The organism is Bacillus sp. VT 712 (assembly GCF_001614195.1).
Classification (GTDB): domain Bacteria; phylum Bacillota; class Bacilli; order Bacillales; family Bacillaceae_H; genus Priestia; species Priestia flexa.
In genome coordinates this window covers 162,537-185,288 of record NZ_LWBK01000002.1, presented here as the reverse complement: position 1 = coordinate 185,288, position 22,752 = coordinate 162,537, and the positions used below count along the sequence as shown (strand labels likewise).

General features: G+C 40.6%; 23 protein-coding genes and 1 other annotated feature. All 23 genes read left to right on the top strand.

The window, feature by feature from the left end:
* A partial coding sequence (locus A2U94_RS01630) for a sigma-70 family RNA polymerase sigma factor (RefSeq protein ID WP_156482209.1) occupies positions 1 to 272 on the top strand: 272 nt, incomplete at its 5' end.
* Positions 273 to 419: 147 nt separating this feature from the next.
* The gene (gene sigG, locus A2U94_RS01625; RefSeq protein ID WP_025908847.1) at positions 420 to 1,199 is read left to right on the top strand and encodes an RNA polymerase sporulation sigma factor SigG; all 780 of its coding nucleotides are present in this window, start codon (positions 420 to 422) and stop codon (positions 1,197 to 1,199) included.
* Positions 1,200 to 1,389: 190 nt separating this feature from the next.
* The gene (locus A2U94_RS01620) at positions 1,390 to 1,644 is read left to right on the top strand and encodes a YlmC/YmxH family sporulation protein (RefSeq protein ID WP_025908848.1); all 255 of its coding nucleotides are present in this window, start codon (positions 1,390 to 1,392) and stop codon (positions 1,642 to 1,644) included.
* Between the two features lie 75 nt (positions 1,645 to 1,719).
* Positions 1,720 to 2,544, top strand: a complete 825-nt coding sequence (gene pgeF / locus A2U94_RS01615) for a peptidoglycan editing factor PgeF (protein WP_025908849.1) — start codon at positions 1,720 to 1,722, stop codon at positions 2,542 to 2,544.
* A 7-nt stretch (positions 2,545 to 2,551) separates the two neighbouring features.
* Positions 2,552 to 3,226 (top strand): YggS family pyridoxal phosphate-dependent enzyme, encoded by a 675-nt coding sequence (locus tag A2U94_RS01610; protein ID WP_035320310.1) that lies wholly within the window; start codon positions 2,552 to 2,554, stop codon positions 3,224 to 3,226.
* 23 nt (positions 3,227 to 3,249) lie between these two features.
* Entirely contained in the window at positions 3,250 to 3,717 is a 468-nt protein-coding gene (locus A2U94_RS01605) for a cell division protein SepF (RefSeq protein ID WP_025908850.1), read from the top strand.
* Positions 3,718 to 3,723: 6 nt separating this feature from the next.
* On the top strand, positions 3,724 to 3,993 hold the full coding sequence (locus A2U94_RS01600) for a YggT family protein (protein ID WP_025908851.1): 270 nt from the start codon (positions 3,724 to 3,726) through the stop codon (positions 3,991 to 3,993).
* Between the two features lie 48 nt (positions 3,994 to 4,041).
* Positions 4,042 to 4,815 carry a YlmH family RNA-binding protein gene (locus tag A2U94_RS01595; protein ID WP_025908852.1) on the top strand — a complete coding sequence of 258 codons (774 nt, stop codon included), beginning with the start codon at positions 4,042 to 4,044 and terminating at the stop codon, positions 4,813 to 4,815.
* Between the two features lie 84 nt (positions 4,816 to 4,899).
* Positions 4,900 to 5,394, top strand: a complete 495-nt coding sequence (locus tag A2U94_RS01590) for a DivIVA domain-containing protein (protein WP_025908853.1) — start codon at positions 4,900 to 4,902, stop codon at positions 5,392 to 5,394.
* Between the two features lie 68 nt (positions 5,395 to 5,462).
* Positions 5,463 to 5,685, top strand: a binding site (T-box leader).
* 72 nt (positions 5,686 to 5,757) lie between these two features.
* Complete coding sequence (ileS, locus tag A2U94_RS01585; protein ID WP_025908854.1) at positions 5,758 to 8,529, top strand: isoleucine--tRNA ligase; 2,772 nt, start codon at positions 5,758 to 5,760, stop codon at positions 8,527 to 8,529.
* Positions 8,530 to 9,002: 473 nt separating this feature from the next.
* Positions 9,003 to 9,296, top strand: coding sequence for a conjugal transfer protein TraR (locus tag A2U94_RS01580; protein ID WP_025909059.1), 294 nt, complete (start codon positions 9,003 to 9,005; stop codon positions 9,294 to 9,296).
* A gap of 79 nt (positions 9,297 to 9,375) precedes the next feature.
* A complete protein-coding gene (lspA, locus tag A2U94_RS01575; RefSeq protein ID WP_025909058.1) occupies positions 9,376 to 9,846 on the top strand; it encodes a signal peptidase II in 471 nt (156 codons plus the stop codon).
* Positions 9,843 to 10,757 carry an RluA family pseudouridine synthase gene (locus A2U94_RS01570; protein WP_025909057.1) on the top strand — a complete coding sequence of 305 codons (915 nt, stop codon included), beginning with the start codon at positions 9,843 to 9,845 and terminating at the stop codon, positions 10,755 to 10,757. Before lspA ends, A2U94_RS01570 begins: the two co-directional genes overlap by 4 nt.
* 191 nt (positions 10,758 to 10,948) lie before the next feature.
* Positions 10,949 to 11,491, top strand: a complete 543-nt coding sequence (gene pyrR / locus A2U94_RS01565) for a bifunctional pyr operon transcriptional regulator/uracil phosphoribosyltransferase PyrR (protein ID WP_025909056.1) — start codon at positions 10,949 to 10,951, stop codon at positions 11,489 to 11,491.
* A 155-nt stretch (positions 11,492 to 11,646) separates the two neighbouring features.
* Complete coding sequence (locus tag A2U94_RS01560) at positions 11,647 to 12,957, top strand: uracil-xanthine permease family protein (RefSeq protein ID WP_062686229.1); 1,311 nt, start codon at positions 11,647 to 11,649, stop codon at positions 12,955 to 12,957.
* Positions 12,958 to 13,195: 238 nt separating this feature from the next.
* Complete coding sequence (locus A2U94_RS01555) at positions 13,196 to 14,134, top strand: aspartate carbamoyltransferase catalytic subunit (protein WP_025909054.1); 939 nt, start codon at positions 13,196 to 13,198, stop codon at positions 14,132 to 14,134.
* Positions 14,097 to 15,386 (top strand): dihydroorotase, encoded by a 1,290-nt coding sequence (gene pyrC, locus A2U94_RS01550; protein ID WP_025909053.1) that lies wholly within the window; start codon positions 14,097 to 14,099, stop codon positions 15,384 to 15,386. The genes A2U94_RS01555 and pyrC overlap by 38 nt, the downstream gene beginning before the upstream one ends.
* A complete protein-coding gene (locus A2U94_RS01545) occupies positions 15,371 to 16,456 on the top strand; it encodes a carbamoyl phosphate synthase small subunit (RefSeq protein WP_025909052.1) in 1,086 nt (361 codons plus the stop codon). The genes pyrC and A2U94_RS01545 overlap by 16 nt, the downstream gene beginning before the upstream one ends.
* Entirely contained in the window at positions 16,456 to 19,668 is a 3,213-nt protein-coding gene (gene carB / locus A2U94_RS01540) for a carbamoyl-phosphate synthase large subunit (protein WP_062954396.1), read from the top strand. The genes A2U94_RS01545 and carB overlap by 1 nt, the downstream gene beginning before the upstream one ends.
* Positions 19,665 to 20,438 carry a dihydroorotate dehydrogenase electron transfer subunit gene (locus A2U94_RS01535; protein WP_062954395.1) on the top strand — a complete coding sequence of 258 codons (774 nt, stop codon included), beginning with the start codon at positions 19,665 to 19,667 and terminating at the stop codon, positions 20,436 to 20,438. Before carB ends, A2U94_RS01535 begins: the two co-directional genes overlap by 4 nt.
* Positions 20,435 to 21,376: a dihydroorotate dehydrogenase gene (locus tag A2U94_RS01530; RefSeq protein ID WP_062954394.1), complete on the top strand. Its 942-nt coding sequence runs from the start codon at positions 20,435 to 20,437 to the stop codon at positions 21,374 to 21,376. Before A2U94_RS01535 ends, A2U94_RS01530 begins: the two co-directional genes overlap by 4 nt.
* Positions 21,348 to 22,070, top strand: a complete 723-nt coding sequence (gene pyrF, locus A2U94_RS01525) for an orotidine-5'-phosphate decarboxylase (RefSeq protein WP_025909048.1) — start codon at positions 21,348 to 21,350, stop codon at positions 22,068 to 22,070. The genes A2U94_RS01530 and pyrF overlap by 29 nt, the downstream gene beginning before the upstream one ends.
* Complete coding sequence (pyrE, locus tag A2U94_RS01520; RefSeq protein WP_025909047.1) at positions 22,067 to 22,720, top strand: orotate phosphoribosyltransferase; 654 nt, start codon at positions 22,067 to 22,069, stop codon at positions 22,718 to 22,720. The genes pyrF and pyrE overlap by 4 nt, the downstream gene beginning before the upstream one ends.
* The last annotated feature ends 32 nt before the right edge of the window (positions 22,721 to 22,752 follow it).

Here is a 22,752-nt window from a genome sequence, read left to right as displayed (position 1 = left end):
AGCTTTTACTTTCGGATGTAATGGGAACGGAAGAAGATATCATTACAAAAGACTTAGAAGCGAATGTAGATAGGAAGCTGTTATTAAAAGCTTTACATCAACTTAATGATCGTGAAAAGCAAATTATGGAGTTAAGATTTGGATTAGCAGGTGGGGAAGAGAAAACGCAAAAGGATGTAGCGGATATGCTTGGTATTTCTCAATCGTATATTTCACGATTAGAAAAGCGAATTATTAAAAGGCTCCGAAAAGAATTTAATAAAATGGTGTAACAAAATGCGGTAACAAGTAGGCGTTCTGACTCTGCTGTTACCGCATTTTGTTTCAGGAATAAAATGTAAGAATTTTGAATGTGCATATTTTTTCCTTTCAAGGAGATACTGAACTCAGAACATCATCTCCTGTGAGGAGGGAAAGAATTGACAAGAAATAAAGTAGAAATTTGTGGAGTAGATACTTCAAAGCTTCCTGTATTGAAGAATGATGAGATGCGTCTTTTATTTAAGGAGCTGCAAGCTGGTGATGAAACCGCTCGTGAGAAGTTAGTGAGTGGTAACCTACGTCTTGTTCTAAGTGTAATTCAGCGTTTTAATAATCGCGGAGAATTCGTTGATGATTTATTTCAAGTGGGTTGTATTGGCCTCATGAAATCTATTGACAACTTTGATTTAGGACAAAACGTAAAATTTTCTACATATGCTGTTCCGATGATTATTGGAGAAATTCGCCGCTACTTGCGAGACAATAACCCAATTCGGGTATCAAGATCATTAAGAGACATTGCATATAAGGCACTCCAAGTTCGAGAAAGATTAATGAGTGAAACATCAAAAGAGCCAACTGCAGAAGAAATAGCCAAAGTATTAGAAGTTCCACATGAAGATATTGTATTTGCGTTAGACGCTATTCAAGACCCAGTATCATTATTTGAACCTATCTACAATGATGGAGGAGATCCTATTTATGTGATGGATCAGCTTAGTGACGAGCGAAATCGCGATTCTACTTGGATTGAAGAAATAGCCTTACAGGAAGGGATGCGTCGACTAAATGAGAGAGAAAAACTAATTTTACGAAAACGCTTCTTTCAAGGAAAGACTCAAATGGAAGTGGCTGATGAAATTGGGATTTCACAAGCACAGGTATCTCGTTTAGAAAAAGCAGCCATTAAACAGATGAATAAGAACATTCAAAGCTAATATTTTTGGCTTCATACGTATGATAAACCGCCGCATGGATCAGTCTGTGCGGCGGTTTGTTTGATAGAAGAAAAAGCGCGTAAAATTACCGTTTCTTTCATGAAATCACTCAAGTTTAAATATACATATACAAAGAGATTTCTACGTTTTTTAAAATAACGTGTTGGCTAAGAGAATAGGGGGAATAGGGATGTTAAAGATTTCTGAATTTCAAATTAAAGATGTGGTTAACGTAGCAGACGGCAAGCGCCTTGGACATGTAGGAGATATTGATATTGATTTAGCCACTGGTAAAATTCAAGCGATTGTCATTGGGAACTCAAGAATGCTTGGTTTTTTTGGGAAAGAAGAGGAAATTGTCATTCCGTGGCGAAATATCGTAAAGATTGGTTCTGACGTTATTTTAGTACGCTATAAAGACAGCTACGAACTTGAAGAGAATTAATGTATTTTTATAAACAGCTATTCTCAATCTGTGGTACAATATTTGAGAACAATAGATAAAGGGTGTGTCACATACATGAATAAAGCTGCTTTTACAAAAAGCCATCATGAATCGTTTATGTGGCTTCGTCCGTGGATGGATGAAAATAGTCAGCTGTTAAGTGGCTTTACGACTAAAAACGGTGGAATAAGTGAGCCTCCGTTTACTTCATTCAACCTTGGACTGCACGTACATGACAACAAAGAACACGTTATTTTAAATAGAGAACTATTAGCTAACCAGCTAAATATGCCCTTATCGAATTGGGTTTGCGCTGAACAAGTACATAATTCGGTTGTACAAAAAGTAACGCGTAAGCAATCAGGAAAGGGAATGCATGCTTATGAAGATGGAATTGCACAAACAGATGGAATTTATACAAATGAATCAAACGTCTTGTTAGCACTATGCTATGCAGACTGTGTACCTCTATATTTTTATGCTCCAAATCATCATATGGTAGGGCTAGCTCATGCTGGATGGCAAGGAACAGTTAAAGATATTGCGGGTGAGATGATTCGAAAATGGGTACAGGAAGAGCAAATACCCGTTGAAGATATTTATGCTGCTGTAGGGCCAGCGATTGAATCATGCTGCTATATTGTCGATGACCGCGTCATTTCAGCAGTGAATGAAGTAGCGTCGTCAGCGGACGTATATGTGCAAATTTCTCCGAATCAATATCGACTAGATTTGAAAAAACTAAATGTTTATTTGATGAAAAAAGCTGGTGTTAATGAAGCAAATATTATCGTTTCATCCCATTGTACAAGCTGTGAAGATGATCTATTCTTTTCGCATCGTCGCGATCAAGGTAAAACCGGTCGTATGTTTAGCTTTATAGGTTTTAAGGAGGATTGACTACATAGTGACAGCAAGCGTAGCAAGCAATTTAGAACAAGTAAAAGAACAAATTAACCTAGCCTGTGAGAAGGTAGGGCGTCACCCAGAAGAAGTAAGGGTTGTAGCCGTAACAAAATACGTTTCTACTGAGCGCGCACAAGAGGCCGTAGAAGCAGGCCTTATACATCTAGGAGAAAATCGTGATGAGGGCATGACGGAGAAGTATGAGGAAATTGGTGACAAGGCCACATGGCACTTTATTGGAACGCTCCAAACGCGTAAAGTGAAAAATATTATCAATCAAGCATCGTATATTCATTCGTTAGATCGTTTATCGCTAGCAAAAGAGATTAATAAGCGAGCGAGTAAGCCAGTAAAATGCTTTGTACAGGTAAACGTTGCGGAAGAAGAATCTAAGCATGGGCTATCAGCAGATGAGGTTGTTCCATTTATTCAAGCATTAGAGGAATACCCAAATGTTCAAGTTGTTGGGTTAATGACAATGGCTCCTCATACGGACGATGAGAAGGTATTAAGAAATTGTTTTAAAGATTTAAAAAAGCTACAGCAAGAAATTCAAACTCTTAATTTACGCTATGCTCCTTGCCAAGAGCTTTCAATGGGAATGTCAAATGATTACCAAATTGCTATTGAAGAAGGAGCAACATTTATTCGATTAGGAACCACACTGGTTGGTTAAGAACGTTAAGGAGGTGTCAGGCGATGAGTATGAAGAATCGTTTTAAAAATTTTTTTGCCATGGATGATGAGACAGAAGAGTACGTAGAAGAACGATATGAACAAAAAGAATATGACAATGAACCTGCTGCTGTTCAACCTTCTAAGACGCAAAAGCAAGTTAGCAGTCAGCAGCAAAATGTTATAAGTTTGCAAAGCGTACAAAAGTCATCGAAGATGGTCTTATCTGAACCACGCGTTTATGCCGAAGCCCAAGATATTACCGATCATTTAAAGAACCGCAAAGTCGTTGTTGTCAATTTACAGCGAATTCAGCGTGATCAAGCAGTAAGAATAGTCGACTTTTTAAGCGGAACGGTTTATGCTTTAGGTGGTGACATTCAAAAAATCGGAACCGATATTTTTTTATGTACGCCAGACAATGTCGATGTTAGTGGTAGCATTTCAGATATGCTCACTGAACATGAAACAAGCAACGTAAAGAGGTGGTAACCGTATATGGAAATCGTACTTAGGATTTTGCTTCAGTTAATCGAGATTTATTCATGGGCGCTCATTATTTACATTTTTATGTCATGGGTTCCCGACATTCGCGCATCTCGATTTGGACAAATGCTGGGAAGCATTTGTGAACCTTACCTTGAGCCGTTTCGACGAATCATTCCTCCGCTTGGAATGATTGATCTCTCACCACTGGTAGCTATTCTTGTGTTACGCTTTGCAAGTGGTGGACTCGTATCGCTATTTAGAATGTTAGGGTTCATATAAAAAGGAATCATTTGATTCCTTTTTTACATACGAGCAAGGAGAGTAGACATGTCTATTTATCAACATTTTCGAGAAGAAGAACGAGCATTTATTGACCTCGTATTAGAGTGGAAAGAAGATGTTCTTAATCAATATAGTCCAAAGCTGACGGACTTTTTAGACCCACGCGAGCAGCAAATTGTTTCAGCTATCATTGGAACAGAAGGAGAAGTGCTTGTTTCGTTTGACGGTGGAAGTGAACAAGGAGAACGAAAGCGAGCGCTTTTATATCCTGATTATTATGAGGTGGGAAATGAAGATTTTCAACTGAGCTACTACGAGCTGCACTATCCTAGTAAATTTGTTACGGTTGAGCACTCTCAAGTGTTAGGAGCATTAATGTCGCTTGGGTTAAAACGGTCAAAGTTTGGTGATGTTTTGGTACAAGATGAGCGCATACAGCTGGTTATTGCCGATGAAATATCTTCTTACGTGGAAGCAAACTTCACGTCAGTGGGTAAAGCCAAAATATCTCTTGTAAAAAAAGACCGCACAGAGTTACTTCAAGTTCAAAGTGAATTTCAGGAAAAAACGTATACTGTATCATCCATGCGGTTAGACGTTTTACTATCTACCATTTACAATTTATCTCGTCAAAAGGTGCAGCCGTTTATTGGAAGTGGAGCGGTAAAAGTAAATTTTAAAACGGTTGAACAGCCTTCTTTTGAGTGCAAAGCAGATGATATACTTTCACTAAGAGGTTTTGGTCGAAGTAAAGTTATATCAGTTGAGGGGAAAACAAAAAAAGATAAGTGGCGAGTAATTGTAGGGAAACAACAATAACAAAAATTGTAAGCAGGAAACAAAAAAAATATGTCGAATATTCCATTACAAACAATGTAATGAGACAACGTGGAGGTGGCCTACATGCCTTTAACCCCTTTAGATATTCATAACAAAGAATTTAATCGTGGGTTTCGTGGATATGATGAAGACCAGGTCAATGAATTTCTTGACCAAGTAATTAAGGATTACGAATTAATTATTCGTGAGAAAAAAGAATTAGAAGTGCGAGTAACTGAGCTTACTGAAAAGGTAGGGCATTTTACTAACATTGAAGAAACGCTGAATAAATCAATTTTAATTGCTCAAGAAGCAGCAGAAGACGTAAAGCGAAACGCAGAGAAAGAAGCGAAGCTAATTGTAAAAGAAGCGGAAAAGAATGCTGACCGCATTATCAATGAAGCTTTATCAAAGTCTCGTAAAATTGCGATGGATATTGAAGAGACGAAAAAGCAGTCAAAAGTATTCCGTACGCGTTTTAAAATGTTAATTGAAGCCCAGTTAGAAATGTTAAACAGTGATGATTGGGATCAATTAATGGACTATGAAATGCCTGCGTTAGAAGAAAAAATTGACTAGTCAAGACAGAACCTTGACTTCTTTCGTTTTGTTGTCATATAATTTGGTAACAGATGAAATTTCATACGTATAGTACGGAGATAGGGACAGTAGTTTCTTACATGATTACGTTTAGCGAACCGAGGAAGGTGAGAGCTCGGTCTAATCTAAGAAACGAATATCACCCTGGAGTATTGCTGCTGAAACGAAGTAAGCAGCGACGTGTTATTCACGTTACGAATGCTGAGAGGACAAACGGAAGTGCTGTTTGTCTACAAGGGTGGTACCGCGGGAGACCTTCTCGTCCCTTTTTGGGATGAGAAGGTCTCTTTTTGTTGTAGCTATATACGGAATGAAATTTACGATTTTATGGAGGTTAGAACTTTGGAATATAAAGATACGTTATTAATGCCGAAAACAGAATTTCCGATGCGTGGAAATTTACCAAATCGTGAGCCACAAATGCAAGAAAAGTGGGCGGGAATGGACATTTATGCAAAAGTTCAAAAGCGTACAGAAGGTCGTCCATTATTCGTGTTACATGATGGCCCTCCTTATGCAAATGGTGATATTCATATGGGGCATGCACTGAATAAAATCTTAAAGGACTTTATCGTTCGCTATAAATCCATGTCAGGTTTTTGTGCCCCTTATGTACCTGGTTGGGATACGCACGGTTTACCGATTGAAACAGCTTTAACAAAGAATAAAAAAGTCAACCGTAAAGAAATGAGCGTTGCTGAGTTCCGTAAGCTTTGCGAACAGTATGCATGGGAGCAAGTGGAAGGTCAACGTGAACAGTTCAAACGTTTAGGTGTGCGTGCTGATTGGGATAACCCTTATGTGACGCTTCAGCCTGAATACGAAGCTCAGCAAATTAAAGTATTTGGAGATATGGCGAAAAAAGGCTATATCTACAAAGGACTAAAACCAGTTTATTGGTCTCCATCTAGTGAATCAGCGTTAGCAGAAGCTGAAATTGAATATTATGATAAGCGCTCTGCGTCTATTTACGTGGCGTTTAATGTAAAGGATGGTAAAGGCGTAGTGGAAAGTGATGAGAAATTTATCATCTGGACAACAACGCCATGGACAATGCCGGCAAACTTAGCTATTGCTGTAAACCCAGAGCTTCAATATAGCGTAGTGGCCGTAGATGGTGCTAAATACATCGTGGCATCAGAACTTGTTGAGACCGTTGCAAAAGAGATTGAATGGGTTGAATATGAAGTAGTGCGTACTATGAAAGGTGCTGAACTTGAGCACGTAGTAGCAGAACATCCAATTTACAAGCGTGATTCTCTACTCGTTTTAGGTGACCATGTTACAACTGATGCGGGTACTGGGTGTGTTCATACGGCTCCAGGACACGGGGAAGATGACTTTATTGTGGGTCAAAAATACGGTTTAGGTGTACTTTGTCCAGTTGACAGCAAAGGTCATATGACAGAGGAAGCGCCTGGATTTGAAGGCTTATTCTATGATAATGCGAACAAGGCCATTACTGAAAAGCTTCAAGAAGAAGGCGCCCTGTTAAAGCTATCATTCATCACGCATTCATATCCACATGACTGGCGTACGAAAAAGCCGACAATTTTCCGTGCAACAGCGCAATGGTTTGCATCAATTAAAGACTTCCGTAAAGAGCTATTAGAGGCAGTAGAAAAAACACAGTGGGTTCCTGCTTGGGGCGAAACTCGTCTTTACAACATGGTTCGTGATCGTGGAGACTGGTGTATTTCTCGTCAACGCGCATGGGGCGTACCAATTCCTGTGTTTTATGCTGAAAATGATGAGCCGATTATTACGGATGAGACAATTGAGCATGTATCAGAGCTGTTCCGTCAGCATGGTTCAAACGTATGGTTTGAGCGTGAAGCAAAAGATTTATTACCGGAAGGCTTTACTCATCCTGGTAGTCCAAACGGTCATTTCACAAAAGAAACGGATATTATGGACGTATGGTTTGATTCTGGATCTTCTCACCAAGCTGTACTTGAAGAGCGTGAAGGGTTACAGCGTCCGGCTGACCTTTATCTAGAAGGGTCTGACCAATATCGCGGTTGGTTTAACTCAAGCTTATCTACAAGCGTTGCTGTAACGGGTGAAGCACCTTATAAAGCCGTTTTAAGTCATGGTTTTGCTTTAGATGGTGAAGGTCGTAAAATGAGTAAATCACTTGGTAACACGGTTATTCCAGCTAAGGTTATGAAACAGTTAGGTGCAGATATTCTACGCTTATGGGTAGCGTCTGTTGACTACCAGGCAGATGTACGCGTATCTGATAACATCTTGAAACAAGTAGCTGAAGTATATCGTAAAATTCGTAATACGTTCCGCTTCTTATTAGGAAACCTAGCAGATTTCAATCCACAAACGGATGCGATTTCAGTAGAGCAGCTTCGTGAAGTAGATCGTTACATGCTAGTTAAGCTCAATAAATTAGTGGATAAAGTGAAGAAATCATACGATGCATATGAGTTCTCAAGTATTTATCATGCAGTTCATAATTTCTGTACGATTGATATGAGTTCGTTCTATTTAGATTTTGCAAAAGACGTATTATATATCGAAGGTGCAAACAACGTAGAGCGTCGTAGCATTCAAACCGTTCTTTACGAAACGCTACTATCTCTAACAAAGTTAGTATCTCCAATCCTTTCTCATACAGCTGATGAGGTATGGGTTCATATTCCAAACGTAGAAGAAGAAAGCGTCCAGCTAGTTGATATGCCAGAAGTGAAAGAAATTGCTGGTGCAGATGAGCTCGAGAAAAAATGGGATGCGTTTATGGAACTCCGTGACGAAGTGTTAAAAGCACTTGAACAGGCTCGTAATGAAAAGGTAATCGGAAAATCTCTTGAAGCTAAGTTGACTCTATATCCAAACGCTGAGACGAAGCAATTGTTAGCGTCTATCTCAGAAAACGTAGGTCAATTGTTTATCGTTTCAGGCTTAGAGGTTGCTGGTGACGTAGCAGATGCGCCGGAAACTGCACAGCGCTTTGAGCACGCAGCAATCGTTGTGACACCTGCTGAAGGAGAAAAATGTGAACGTTGTTGGACAGTTACAACAACAGTTGGTTCAGACTCAGCTCACCCAACATTATGTGCAAGATGTGCAGATGTGGTGAAAACGAACTACGTTCAGCAGTAAAGCGGAAAAAGAGGCTGGGACATAAGTAATTCAGCCAATGATAAACCTGAACGATTGAGAGTTTCTCACTTTTAATCGTTCAGGTTTTTTGTTGATTGTGAAAACAATGTTGGAAATAGGGTGGAATGGAGCGTAGGACACTCGACTCCTGCGGGAAAGAGAGGGAAAACTGAGATCCCGCAGCGCAGCGAGGAAGCTCAGGTTCCTCCCCGCGGAAAGCGAGTGGCCGTAGCGCAATGGAACGAACGAGTTGAGACAAACTAAAGAGATGGGAACAGCTAGTGTTCGTCTTTTAGAAGCAATCATTTTGTTATGTCCCAAACTCTTTTTTTGGAAAAAAGACTGTACGAAATTCCCAACACGTATTGTTATGAGATTTTTGAAGGAAGGAAAAACTTGTCGTGTTGCAATCGTCTCAATATCGGTAACGATAAAATCAATAAGATTGATTTCATCGATAAGGAGGCGGTTTAATGTACGAGCAGTACCTTTCAATTGGACAAGAACTATCAGTTATAAAGGAAGAACTACAAGAACGCCTAATTCAATATGATGGTAATACGAATGAGATGAAATATGAACCCTATAAAGAACGATACGTTATTGATATGATTAAAGCAGATTTAAAAGATGTAGAGCGAGCTTTAGCAAAGCTTGATGTCGGAGCGTTTGGAATCGATGAAAATACGGGGGAACAAATGTGTATTCACAAATTAAAAGTCATCCCAACCGCCAGAACGGAACAAGATTTATTTGTTTTATGGTAAGAAGCGAGAAAAAATATAAAATATATGCTAAAATGCTGTAGTATGGATTCGTTTGACTTTACGGCAGGAGGAAACGGCTTTGTTTTATTATATGATTGCTTTGGCTATTATTATTTTTGACCAGTTAACAAAGTGGATTGTAGTTAAAGAAATGGAACTTGGTGAAAGTATTCCGGTTATTGACAACTTTTTGTATATTACTTCACATCGAAATAGAGGAGCAGCTTGGGGCATTTTACAAGGACAAATGTGGTTTTTTTATGTTATCACCATTATTGTTGTCATAGGGCTTATCGTGTATATTCGGAAGATAAATAAAGCGGATAAGTGGCTTGGAGTAGCGCTTGGGCTGATGTTAGGTGGAGCAATAGGGAACTTTATTGACCGTGTTTTTCGCCAAGAAGTGGTGGATTTCGTTAATACATACATTTTCACATACGATTTTCCAATCTTTAACGTTGCGGATTCAGCATTGGTAGTTGGTGTTGGTATTATGTTTATCCTCACGTTATTTGAAGGAAAGCAAAAGAAGGAGAGCACGAAAGAATGAGCGTAGTTGAAATTGTTATTGAAGAAGGACAAAAAAGTGAACGTATCGATAAGGTATTAGCAACTGCTAATACAGAATGGTCACGTTCACAGGTTCAGCAGTGGATTAAAGATGAGTTTGCAAAAGTAAACGGCGATACGGTAAAAGGAAACTATAAATGTAAAGTTGGGGACGTTGTTACATTAGAAGTGCCTGATTTAAAAGAACCGGACATTGTTGCCGAAGAAATGGACCTAGATATTTATTATGAAGATGAAGACGTGCTAGTCGTAAACAAGCCTAGAGGTATGGTTGTTCATCCAGCTCCAGGTCATTATACTGGGACCCTTGTAAACGGCTTAATGGCTCACTGCAAAGATTTATCTGGCATTAACGGAGTAATGAGACCAGGGATTGTACACCGTATTGATAAAGATACGTCTGGACTGCTAATGGTGGCAAAAAATGATATGGCTCATGAATCACTTGTAAATCAGCTCGTTGCTAAAACAGTAACGCGACGTTACAAAGCGATTGTACACGGCGTTATTCAACATGATCATGGTACAATTGATGCACCAATTGGCCGCGATAAGCAAGAGCGTCAAAGTATGACTGTTACGGATGATAGATCTCGCGATGCCGTAACGCATTTTACAGTATTGGAACGCTTTAAAGATTTTTCATTAGTGGAGTGTAAGCTTGAAACGGGAAGAACGCACCAAATTCGCGTTCACATGAAGTACATTGGTTTTCCTCTTGCAGGAGACCCAAAGTATGGGCCAAAAAAGACGCTTCCTATTGAAGGACAAGCACTTCATGCTGGCGTGTTAGGTTTTGTTCACCCTCGTACAAACGAATATATTGAGTTTGAAGCACCTGTACCAAAAGTATTTGAAGAAATGCTGGAGCTACTTAAAAAAAGAAGTTGACAAGAAGTAATGAAACTGTCATACTGTAGGTAACTTAATGAGAACCTTTAAAGACAGTCCCGTGAGGCTGAGAAGGAAACGTACAAAACGTGGGTTTTTTCTACCCTTTTCTACAGATAAACGTAGGCGTTTTAATCCTCTCACCTTAGCGGTAGAGGATTTTTTTATGTCATAATTGGGGTGAAGAACAGATGAATGTAAAAGCAACTGTACTAGATGACCAAGCAATTCGTCGCGCATTAACAAGAATCGCGCATGAAATTATTGAAAAGAATAAAGGCATTGATAACTGCGTGCTTGTTGGAATTAAGACACGCGGAATTTATATAGCAAAGCGTCTAGCTGAGCGTATCGAACAAATTGAAGGAAAAACGCTACCGGTTGGAGAGCTAGATATTACGCTTTATCGAGATGATTTATCAAAAGTAACGAATAACGATGAGCCGCTTGTAAAGGGGTCGGATATCCCGACGGATATTACAAGCAAGAACGTCATACTGGTTGATGACGTATTGTACACGGGTCGTACGGTTCGTGCAGCGCTGGATGCGCTTATTGATATCGGCAGACCTGAGCTGATTCAGCTGGCTGTGCTTGTGGATCGAGGCCATAGAGAGCTTCCAATTCGTGCAGACTACGTGGGGAAAAACGTACCAACAGCGAAGTCAGAAAAAATTGCCGTTCAGTTAGCAGAAGTTGATGAACTGGACCAAGTAGCTATTTACGAAAAATAATATACACGCCCTTTTAAACGGTAGTCCCGTGAGGCTGCAAAAGGGGGAAACACTGCGTGAAGCGAATGATTCGTCATGTTGCTTCATGCTGTGGAAACCTCTTTGCGCACTTGTGTAAAGAGGTTTTTTTATGGGCGTAAAAGGAGAAGAGAAGAATGAAACAACAGATTGTACTTGATATACACGATCGACCAAGTCCGGTAAAATGGTTAGCCCTTAGTATTCAGCACCTGTTCGCGATGTTTGGAGCGACGATTTTAGTTCCGTTTTTAGTAGGATTAAGCCCGGCAGTAGCACTTGTATCAAGTGGAGTGGGGACACTGGCATTTCTACTGATTACAAGAGGGCAAGTACCCGCTTACCTTGGGTCATCCTTCGCGTTTATCGCACCAATTATTTCAGCGAAAGCAACGCTTGGACCTGAACAGGCCATGGTCGGTTGTTTCCTAGCAGGGCTAGTATACGGAATTGTAGCCCTTGTTATTAAAGGAACAGGAATTAACTGGGTTATGAAGCTATTGCCACCGATTGTAGTAGGGCCCGTTATTATTGTGATTGGCTTGGGCTTAGCTAACAAGGCTGTAAGCATGGCGATGAATGATGCTGATGGGAATTATAGCAGTCAGTACCTGCTTGTCGCGCTTGTTACGCTCGCTATTACGGTTATTTGCTCAGTATACTTTAAAAACATAATTAGCTTGATTCCAATCTTCATTGGAATTGTTGGTGGCTATCTGTTTGCCTATACACAAGGCTTAGTAAGCTTAAAAGAAGTAAAAGAAGCACCATTCATTGCAGTCCCAGATTTTTATATCCCATTCGTGTCCTACACGCCATCGATTTCGCTAGGCATCATTCTAGTAATGGTTCCTGTAGCGGTAGTGACGCTTTCAGAACACATTGGACATCTGCTTGTGTTAAATAAGATTGTCGATCGTAACTACATCGAAAAGCCAGGTTTGCATCGTACGGTGTTAGGTGATGGAGTTGCAACGATGCTTGCAGGTTTAATGGGAGGTCCTCCGAATACAACATACGGTGAAAACATCGGCGTACTTGCAATTACAAGAGTGTTTAGCGTTTTTGTGCTAGGAGGAGCAGCGGTCATCGCCATCTTGTTTGGATTTAGTGGAAAAGTGACAGCGCTGATTTCGAGCGTACCTTCACCAGTCATGGGCGGTGTATCAATCCTCTTGTTTGGAATTATTGCCGCATCAGGACTGCGCATGATGGTTGACGGACAGGTTGACCTTGGAGATAAACGCAACTTAGTCATCGCATCCATCATTCTCGTATTGGGAGTTGGAGGAGCACACCTGGAGCTTTCTGAACAAGTACAGATCGATGGAATGGCACTTGCAACTATTGTAGGAATCATCTTAAACCTTGTACTACCAAAATCGAAAGAGCCGGAAGCTGTGACTTCAGAAGTAGAAGAAGTACAAGAAAATCAAAAAATTTCATAAACGCCTTTTAAAAGAAATCCAGAGAGGTTTCCAAGGGTGTAGTACAGCGCGTCAAAGACGATGCTTGTTTTCTCACACCCTTTCTATATCAAGAAAGGGTGTTTTTTATTCCACTTACACTGCTAAATAACGTTTAACAAGTTTAACTAACAATCAGTAGAGATGAAGAAAGTCTTCACTGATGGAAGTTCAATTTTATAAAAAGTGAATGAGATGAAACAAAATGGAGGGAATCGATATGAAACATTTAGTGACAGTCTCAACGCTAGAAGTAAATGAAATTCTACAAATCTTAAGTGATGCTGAAAACTATCGAGTAAATCAACGAGGGTGGTACCCGAAGGAAAAGATGTTTGTGGCGAACCTATTTTTTGAAGCGAGCACGAGAACGCGCTGCAGTTTTGAAATGGCTGAGCAAAAGTTAGGTTTAACAACCATCCCTTTTGAAGTGACAACGTCAAGTGTCCAAAAAGGAGAAACTCTTTACGACACCATTGAGACGCTAGCAGCCATTGGAGTTCAATCGGTGGTCATTCGCCATCCAGAAGATCGCTATTATGAAAAACTTCAAGAACAAGTATCGATTCCAATTCTTAATGCAGGGGATGGCTGTGGTCAGCATCCAACGCAGTGCCTGCTGGATTTACTCACGATTCAGCAAGAGTTTGGGTCTTTCAAAGGCTTAAAAATTGCCATTATGGGGGATTTGAGGCATAGTCGCGTTGCCCGTTCAAACGCTGAAATGTTAACAAAACTAGGCGCAACGGTTTATTTCGCTGGACCAGAAGAGTGGCGAGATGAGTCAAATCCATATGGTACATATATAGGCGTGGATGAGGCTATACAAACTGTTGATGTGGTGATGTTACTTCGAATTCAGTTTGAAAGGCATTCAAAGAACCACTCTACTTTAGAGGAAGAATATCACAGTCGCTACGGCCTTACGGTTGAGCGAGAGAAAAGTATGAAAAATGGCAGCATTATCTTACACCCGGCTCCAGTCAACCGCGGGGTAGAAATTGCGGATGAACTAGTTGAGTGTCAACGCTCAAGAATTTTTAAACAAATGGAAAACGGCGTTTACATCCGAATGGCTGTTTTAGCACGATCATTACAATCAGTTGAAAGGGGAATGAATGATGAAAACAATTATCAAAAATGCTACATGGTTAACTGAGGGAAAGCGTGAAAGAATTGAATTAAAGATTGAAAATGGCATAATCACTGAAATTGCAAGCGAAATTCCCGCAACGGATGAAGAGGTTATTGATGCAAACGGTCATTTAGTAGCACCAGGTTTTATTGATGTGCATGTTCATTTAAGAGAGCCTGGTGGAGAAAAGAAAGAAACAATTGAAACGGGAACGTTAGCAGCTGCCAAAGGTGGATTTACCGCAATTGCAGCTATGCCAAATACCCGCCCGGTACCAGATACTGTTGAACAAATGGAATGGCTGAATAAACAAATTGAAGAAACAGCCCATGTACGTGTGCTACCTTATGCATCCATTACAATTCGTCAGCTTGGAAAAGATCTTACAAACTTTGAAGGGTTAAAAGAAGCCGGAGCATTTGCTTTTACAGATGATGGTGTGGGTGTCCAGTCGACAGGAAAGATGCTAGAAGCAATGAAAACAGCTGCTGAACTAGACAAAGCAATTGTTGCACATTGTGAAGATAATGAACTTATTAACAAAGGGTGTGTACATGACGGAAAGTTTGCAAAAGAGCATGGGCTTAACGGCATTCCATCTATTTGTGAAGCCGTGCAGATTGCAAGAGATGTTCTACTAGCGGAAGAAGCAGGCTGTCACTACCATGTATGTCATGTAAGTACAAAAGAGTCCATTCGTACAATTCGCGATGCGAAAAAAGCAGGCATTCGCGTAACTGCCGAAGTAACGCCGCATCACCTTTTATTAAGCGAAGAAGATATTCCATCGCTTGATGCTAACTTCAAAATGAACCCGCCACTTCGCGGAAAAGAAGATCAACAAGCGCTAATTGAAGCGTTATTAGACGGAACGCTTGATTTCATTGCAACAGACCATGCGCCGCATACGGCTGAAGAAAAAGCGGAAGGGATGGAGCTTGCTCCGTTTGGAATTGTTGGGCTTGAAACCGCGTTTCCACTTCTTTATACAAACTTAGTTTTAAAAGGAGTCATTACATTAGAGCAGCTCATTTCGTACTTAACGAATAAGCCGGCAGAAACGTTTAAGCTTCCATACGGAACGCTTGAAGTTGGAAAACCAGCAGATTTGACGCTCATTGATTTAGAAACAGAAAGAAAGATTAATCCAGCAGAATTTGTATCAAAAGGTAAAAATACACCATTTGCAAACTGGTCTTGCAAGGGCTGGCCAATCATGACATTAGTAGAAGGTAAACAAGTATGGGAGGATGTTAAAGTATGCAACGTCAACTAATTTTAGAAGATGGAACAGTATTTATTGGAGAAGGATTTGGCAGCGAAAGAGAGATGACGGGAGAAGTTGTCTTTAATACAGGCATGACGGGATATCAAGAAATTTTATCAGATCCCTCTTACTGCGCACAAATCGTCACTTTAACATATCCTATGATTGGAAACTACGGAATTAATCGCGATGATTTTGAATCGATTGAACCAGCTGTGCATGGTTTAATTGTGAAAGAAGTTTGCGAAGTCCCATCAAATTTCAGAAGTGAACTTTCAGTTGATGAGTTTTTGAAACAAAAAGACATTCCTGGTTTAGCTGGAATTGATACGCGTAAACTAACGCGTAAAATTCGCCAGCACGGTGCGCTTCGCGGTCGAGTATGCGGGATGGACGTGAACGTAGAAGAGGTAGTTACAGGTCTTAAAAACTACAGCTTGCCAACAGATTCAGTTAAAAAAGTATCAACAACAAATGCATATCCAAGCCCAGGACGCGGTCAAAAAGTAGTACTAGTTGACTATGGAATGAAGCACGGGATTCTTAGAGAATTAACGGCTCGCCAGTGTGACGTCATCGTAGTTCCTTACAACGTGACTGCAGAAGAGGTTCTTCGCTTGAACCCAGATGGGATTATGCTGAGCAATGGACCTGGAGATCCAAAAGATGTGCCGGAAGCTATCGATATGATTAACGGAATTTTAGGAAAAGTACCTTTGTTCGGAATTTGTTTAGGACATCAATTATTTTCATTAGCCTGCGGGGCAGATACAGAGAAAATGAAGTTTGGTCATAGAGGTTCTAATCATCCTGTAAAAGATTTACGAACAAACAAAGTTGCTCTTACTTCTCAAAACCATGGCTATACGGTGCGTGAAGCATCACTAGAAAACACGGATTTAGAAGTTACGCATATCGCGTTAAATGATGGAACAGTTGAAGGAGTTAAACATACGAAGTATCCAGCGTTCACCGTACAATATCATCCAGAAGCATCACCTGGACCAGAGGACGCAAACGGATTATTTAATGAATTTATGGAACTTATGAAAAACAATCAGAAAGTAGGTAATTGCTAATGCCAAAACGTCAAGATATTCAAACTATTTTAGTAATCGGATCAGGTCCAATCGTCATTGGTCAAGCAGCAGAATTTGATTATGCTGGTGCACAAGCATGTATTGCATTAAAAGAAGAAGGGTACAAAGTTATTCTTGTAAACTCCAACCCTGCAACGATTATGACGGATTCCGAGATGGCAGATAAAGTATATATCGAACCTCTAACGGTTGAGTTTGTAAGTTCAATTATTCGTAAAGAGCGCCCAGATGCGTTACTCCCAACACTTGGAGGACAAACGGGACTAAACTTAGCTGTTGAGCTTCACAACACAGGTATTTTAGAAGAATTTAACGTTGAAATTCTTGGTACAAAGTTATCAGCTATTGAACAAGCAGAAGATCGTGAGCAGTTCCGCTCTCTAATGAACGACCTAAACCAGCCGGTTCCAGCAAGTGAAATTATCCATACGCTTGACGAAGCATATTCATTCGTTGAACAAGTAGATTATCCAGTTATTGTTCGTCCAGCATACACGTTAGGCGGAACAGGCGGCGGTATTTGTCATAATGAACAAGAACTCATTGAAATTGTCACAAGCGGTTTGAAAAACAGTCCGGTAACGCAATGTCTATTAGAAAAAAGTATTGCTGGATTTAAGGAAATTGAATATGAAGTAATGCGTGATGCAAACGATAATGCAATTGTTGTATGTAACATGGAAAACTTTGACCCAGTAGGGATTCACACGGGTGATTCTATCGTTGTAGCACCAAGTCAAACGTTAAGCGATCGTGAATATCAGCTATTACGAAATGCTTCACTAACGATTATTCGAGCATTAAAGATTGAAGGTGGATGTAACGTTCAGCTAGCGCTTGACCCAGAAAGCTTTCAATACTATGTCATTGAAGTAAATCCGCGCGTAAGCCGTTCTTCAGCACTTGCATCGAAAGCGACAGGATATCCAATTGCAAAGCTAGCAGCTAAAATTGCTGTTGGATTAACTCTGGATGAAATGATGAATCCTGTTACAGGAAAAACGTATGCATGCTTTGAACCAGCGCTTGATTACATCGTATCAAAAATTCCACGCTGGCCGTTTGATAAATTTGAATCAGCTAACCGTAAGCTTGGAACACAAATGAAAGCAACAGGCGAAGTAATGGCAATTGGTCGTACGTTTGAAGAGTCACTTCTAAAGGCTGTTCGTTCGCTAGAAGCAAATGTTCATCACTTAGAGCTTAAAGACGCGCATGAGTTTAGCGATGAAATCATTGAAAAGCGAATTCGTAAAGCAGGCGATGAGCGTTTATTCTACATCGCTGAAGCGATTCGTCGCGGCGTAACGATCGAGCAGATCCACGATTGGAGTAAGATTGACTTATTCTTCTTAGTGAAGCTTGAACGAATAATTGCATTTGAAGCTGTGTTAAAAGAAGAGATTCATAATATTGAAGTGTTACAGAAAGCAAAAGAAATGGGATTTGCAGATGATACCATTGCGAAGCTGTGGAATCAATCAGAGCGTGAAGTATATGATTTCCGCAAGCAAAATGGCGTAACACCAGTTTATAAAACAGTTGATACATGCGCAGCAGAGTTTGAATCAAGCACACCTTACTTCTATGGGACATTTGAAGAGGAAAACGAGTCAACCGTAACGGAGCGCAAGAGTGTGATGGTGTTAGGATCTGGTCCGATTCGTATCGGTCAAGGAATTGAATTCGACTATGCGACGGTGCATTCCGTATGGGCAATTAAAGAGGCTGGTTACGAAGCAATCATTGTTAACAACAATCCAGAAACCGTTTCGACTGACTTCAGTATCTCAGATAAATTATATTTTGAGCCGCTTACGGTAGAAGATGTAATGCATATTATCGACTTAGAAAAGCCAGAAGGTGTGGTTGTTCAGTTCGGTGGACAAACAGCTATCAATCTAGCAGAAGAGCTTGCAGCAAGAGGTGTAAAAATCTTAGGAACATCTCTAGAAAGCTTAGATGCAGCCGAAGATCGTAAAAAGTTTGAAGCAACGCTTGCTCGATTAGATGTACCGCAACCCTTAGGTAAAACTGTAACTTCAGTTGAAGAAGCAGTCGTTGTTGCAAGTGAAATCGGCTATCCAGTTCTTGTTCGTCCTTCTTATGTACTAGGTGGACGTGCAATGGAAATTGTATACAAAGAAGAAGAGCTGCTGCATTACATGAAAAATGCAGTAAAAGTACACGCAGACCATCCTGTTTTAATCGACCGTTACTTAACGGGTAAAGAGATTGAAGTAGATGCAATCTCTGATGGTGAAACAGTGGTTATTCCAGGAATTATGGAGCACGTAGAGCGCGCAGGTGTCCACTCAGGTGATTCAATTGCAGTCTACCCTCCTCAAACATTATCAGAGGAAGTAAAAAACACGATTATCGACTATACAACAAGAATTGCGAAAGGCTTAAATATTATCGGACTGCTGAACATTCAGTTTGTTCTATCAAAAGGGGAGGTTTATGTACTAGAAGTAAACCCACGCTCAAGTCGTACGGTACCGTTCTTAAGTAAAATTACGCGCATTCCAATGGCTAATGTTGCGACAAAAGTGATTTTAGGAACAAGCCTAAAAGATCTCGGCTACGAGTCTGGTCTACATCCAGAAGAAGAAGGCGTGTATGTAAAAGTACCGGTGTTCTCATTTGCGAAGCTACGCCGTGTTGATATTACGCTTGGACCAGAAATGAAGTCAACGGGTGAAGTAATGGGACAAGATTCTACGTATGAAAAAGCTCTTTACAAAGGCTTAATTGCGTCGGGAATGTCAATCAAACCATACGGCTCAGTACTGATGACGGTATCAGATAAAGACAAAGAAGAAGCAACAGAGCTTGCAAAACGCTTTGCCAATATCGGTTATCAAGTTATTGCAACAGAAGGAACAGCAGAAGTATTCGAAAAAGAAAACATTCGCGTGAAAGTGGTAAACAAAATTCACGACCAAGATCATAACCTACTTGATGTCATTCGCACAGGTGAAGCGCAGCTTGTGGTTAACACATTAACAAAAGGTAAGCAACCGGCTCGTGATGGATTTAAAATTCGTCGTGAAGCAGTTGAAAATGGCGTACCTTGCTTAACGTCACTAGATACAGCAGAAGCAATTCTACGCGTACTTGAAACAATTAGCTTCCACACCGTACCGATGAAAGAAGCGCGCCCAGCTCGTGAGGTGACAACTGTATGAAAAAACATGAAATGATGCAAGTCGTCAAGCAGCGTCCTTTAACTCATAACGTTTACGAATTAACACTGAAAGGCGAGCTTGTTCGTTTCATGAATGAGCCTGGTCAGTTCGTTCACATTCGCGTTGAGAATCAGTATTTACCCCTTCTAAGAAGGCCGATTAGCATCGCTGAAATTAACCAACATGCAAATGAGTTTAAGATGATTTATCGTGCGGAAGGTGCAGGAACAAAGCTACTTGCTAGCAAGCAGTCAGGCGAAGCAGTAGATGTGTTAGGACCTTTAGGTCACGGGTTTCCGACAGATGTGCTAGAAAGTGGGAAAGCAGCTGTATTGGTAGGTGGAGGGATTGGAGTTCCTCCTCTATACGAGCTGTCCAAACGCTTAATGGCAAAAGGAATCAAGGTTGTTCATGTACTTGGATTTCAGTCAGCTGCGGATGTGTTTTATGAAGAAGAATTTAACGAACTAGGAGACACGCATATTGCAACGGTGGACGGAACTTTGGGTACAAAAGGGTTTGTAACGGACGTAATTGATCGACTTCAACTGCCGTACGACACGATGTTTTCTTGTGGCCCAACGCCCATGCTACGCGCTTTAGAAGCAAACTATAGCGATAAGCCCCTTTATATTTCATTAGAGGAAAGAATGGGCTGTGGAATTGGAGCTTGTTTTGCATGTGTATGTCGTCAAGCTGAAGAGTCTAATGCATATAAGAAAATTTGTAGTGATGGACCCGTTTTCCAAGCAGGGGAGGTGCTTTTATGAACATGCTTCAAACGAAATTACCAGGATTAAATTTAAAAAATCCCATCATGCCAGCTTCGGGATGCTTTGGGTTTGGAAGAGAGTATGCACAGTTTTATTCATTGGATACGCTTGGAGCTATCATGATTAAAGCTACAACTGCGAAAATAAGGTTTGGAAATCCAACACCGCGCGTGGCAGAAACCCAAGCAGGGATGCTAAATGCAATTGGATTACAAAACCCAGGGTTAGAAAAAGTTATGTCAGAAGAGTTAGTATGGCTTCAAAAATACGATGTACCCATTATTGCAAACGTTGCAGGTGCATCTGTTGAAGAGTACGTAGAAGTGGCAAAGAAGATTTCAACTGCTTCAAATGTAAAAGCATTAGAGTTAAATATTTCATGTCCAAACGTAAAAGAAGGTGGCATCGCTTTTGGCGTTGATCCAGTGATTGCTGCTCGCTTAACAAAAGCGGTAAAAGAGGTATCGGAAGTGCCTGTATACGTTAAGTTATCTCCGAACGTGTCAAATATTGTAGGGATGGCTACAGCAGTAGAATCAGCGGGAGCAGATGGATTAACGATGATTAATACGCTTTTGGGAATGCGTCTTGATTTAAAAACGGCACAGCCGGTGTTAGCAAACGGAACTGGCGGATTATCAGGTCCGGCAATTAAGCCAGTAGCTATTCGTATGGTGCATGAAGTGAGCCAAAAAGTAAATATTCCAATCATTGGAATGGGTGGAGTGACGACGGCTGAAGATGCGTTGGAATTTTTATACGCAGGTGCGAGCGCAGTTGCAGTAGGAACAGCAAACTTTGTAGATCCTTACGTCTGTCCAACTATCATCGATGAGCTGCCAAAATTAATTAATTCTTTAGGGTATGAGCATGTATCTGAATGTGTAGGAAGGAGCTGGAAAAAACATGAAAAAGCCGTTTATCATTGCTCTTGATTTTTCATCACTTCATGATGTGAAAAATTTTTTAGCACCGTTTCAAGGAGAGTCTCTTTATGTGAAAGTAGGAATGGAGCTTTTCTATAAAGAAGGGTTAGCAATCGTTTCTTATTTAAAAGAGCAGGGACATGAAATTTTTCTAGACTTGAAGCTTCATGATATTCCGAATACAGTGAAAAATGGAATGAAATCATTGGCTTCTCTAGACGTTGATTTAGTGAACGTTCATGCGGCCGGAGGTACACACATGATGCAATCGGCTCTTGAAGGGCTGGAAGCAGGTACTTCTGCTGGTAAACAGCGCCCGCTATGCATCGCAGTGACTCAGCTCACAAGCACATCTGATACAATGTTGAAAGAGCAGCAGCTTATTACACATTCAATGCAAGAAGTTGTAACACATTATGCTTCTCTTGCTCATCAAAGCAAATTAGATGGTGTGGTATGCTCAACTCATGAAGTGCCAAGCATACGTAAGGCTGTAGGTAAATCGTTTTTAACCGTAACGCCTGGAATTCGAATGGCGCTTGATTCAAATGATGATCAAGTACGAGTAGCAACACCTGAGCTTGCGAGAGAATACGGAGCAAGTGCTATTGTAGTAGGACGCTCTGTGACAAACGCAAGCAATCCAGTAGAAGCTTATTACCAAATGTTAAAGCAATGGAAAGGGGAGCATGTATCACAATGACAAACTTACGAAAAGAAATCGCCAAACAACTAATTGATATCCAGGCAGTTAGCCTTCAACCAGATCACCCATTTACATGGGCTTCTGGAATTAAATCTCCCATCTATTGTGATAATCGCCTAACGCTATCTTATCCAGGTGTTCGAAAAGAGATTGCTAAAGGTTTGCAAAGTTTGATTAAAACATATTTTGCAAATGCAGAAGTAATTGCAGGAACAGCAACGGCTGGAATTCCACATGCAGCGTGGGTGAGCGAAGCGCTTGAGTTACCGATGTGCTATGTTCGCAGTAAAGCGAAGGGACATGGTCGTGGTAACCAAATTGAAGGAAAAGTAAAAGAAGGTCAAAAGGTCGTTGTAATTGAAGACTTAATCTCAACTGGGGGCAGTGTTCTGACAGCAGTGAATGCGTTAAAAGAACAAGGCTGCAACGTACTGGGTGTCGTATCTATCTTTACATACGAACTGGAAAAAGCGCGTCAGTTATTTAAAGAAGAAGGTTTGCAGGTTTACTCATTAACGGATTATTCAACGCTTGTAGAAGCGGCAAGTGAAGCAGGATACATCCAGGAAGCTGCAATGAAAAAGCTCTTTAAATGGAGAGAAAACCCTTCAGATCCAGCTTGGATGACAGCTGAAGAAACGGTTTAACCTAAATGAAAAAGCGTGTCCATGATATGACG

What these genes read in the sequence shown, in the direction of transcription:
- carB (WP_062954396.1), top strand. Translation starts at nt 16,456, where the DNA reads ATGCCAAAACGTCAAGATATTCAAACTATTTTAGTAATCGGATCAGGT.
- pyrE (WP_025909047.1), top strand. Translation starts at nt 22,067, where the DNA reads ATGACAAACTTACGAAAAGAAATCGCCAAACAACTAATTGATATCCAG.
- A2U94_RS01530 (WP_062954394.1), top strand. Translation starts at nt 20,435, where the DNA reads ATGAACATGCTTCAAACGAAATTACCAGGATTAAATTTAAAAAATCCC.
- A2U94_RS01600 (WP_025908851.1), top strand. Translation starts at nt 3,724, where the DNA reads ATGGAAATCGTACTTAGGATTTTGCTTCAGTTAATCGAGATTTATTCA.
- pyrR (WP_025909056.1), top strand. Translation starts at nt 10,949, where the DNA reads ATGAATGTAAAAGCAACTGTACTAGATGACCAAGCAATTCGTCGCGCA.
- A2U94_RS01545 (WP_025909052.1), top strand. Translation starts at nt 15,371, where the DNA reads ATGCAACGTCAACTAATTTTAGAAGATGGAACAGTATTTATTGGAGAA.
- A2U94_RS01535 (WP_062954395.1), top strand. Translation starts at nt 19,665, where the DNA reads ATGAAAAAACATGAAATGATGCAAGTCGTCAAGCAGCGTCCTTTAACT.
- pgeF (WP_025908849.1), top strand. Translation starts at nt 1,720, where the DNA reads ATGAATAAAGCTGCTTTTACAAAAAGCCATCATGAATCGTTTATGTGG.
- A2U94_RS01595 (WP_025908852.1), top strand. Translation starts at nt 4,042, where the DNA reads ATGTCTATTTATCAACATTTTCGAGAAGAAGAACGAGCATTTATTGAC.
- pyrC (WP_025909053.1), top strand. Translation starts at nt 14,097, where the DNA reads ATGAAAACAATTATCAAAAATGCTACATGGTTAACTGAGGGAAAGCGT.
- A2U94_RS01590 (WP_025908853.1), top strand. Translation starts at nt 4,900, where the DNA reads ATGCCTTTAACCCCTTTAGATATTCATAACAAAGAATTTAATCGTGGG.
- A2U94_RS01620 (WP_025908848.1), top strand. Translation starts at nt 1,390, where the DNA reads ATGTTAAAGATTTCTGAATTTCAAATTAAAGATGTGGTTAACGTAGCA.
- A2U94_RS01555 (WP_025909054.1), top strand. Translation starts at nt 13,196, where the DNA reads ATGAAACATTTAGTGACAGTCTCAACGCTAGAAGTAAATGAAATTCTA.
- A2U94_RS01560 (WP_062686229.1), top strand. Translation starts at nt 11,647, where the DNA reads ATGAAACAACAGATTGTACTTGATATACACGATCGACCAAGTCCGGTA.
- pyrF (WP_025909048.1), top strand. Translation starts at nt 21,348, where the DNA reads ATGAAAAAGCCGTTTATCATTGCTCTTGATTTTTCATCACTTCATGAT.
- A2U94_RS01580 (WP_025909059.1), top strand. Translation starts at nt 9,003, where the DNA reads ATGTACGAGCAGTACCTTTCAATTGGACAAGAACTATCAGTTATAAAG.
- A2U94_RS01570 (WP_025909057.1), top strand. Translation starts at nt 9,843, where the DNA reads ATGAGCGTAGTTGAAATTGTTATTGAAGAAGGACAAAAAAGTGAACGT.
- A2U94_RS01605 (WP_025908850.1), top strand. Translation starts at nt 3,250, where the DNA reads ATGAGTATGAAGAATCGTTTTAAAAATTTTTTTGCCATGGATGATGAG.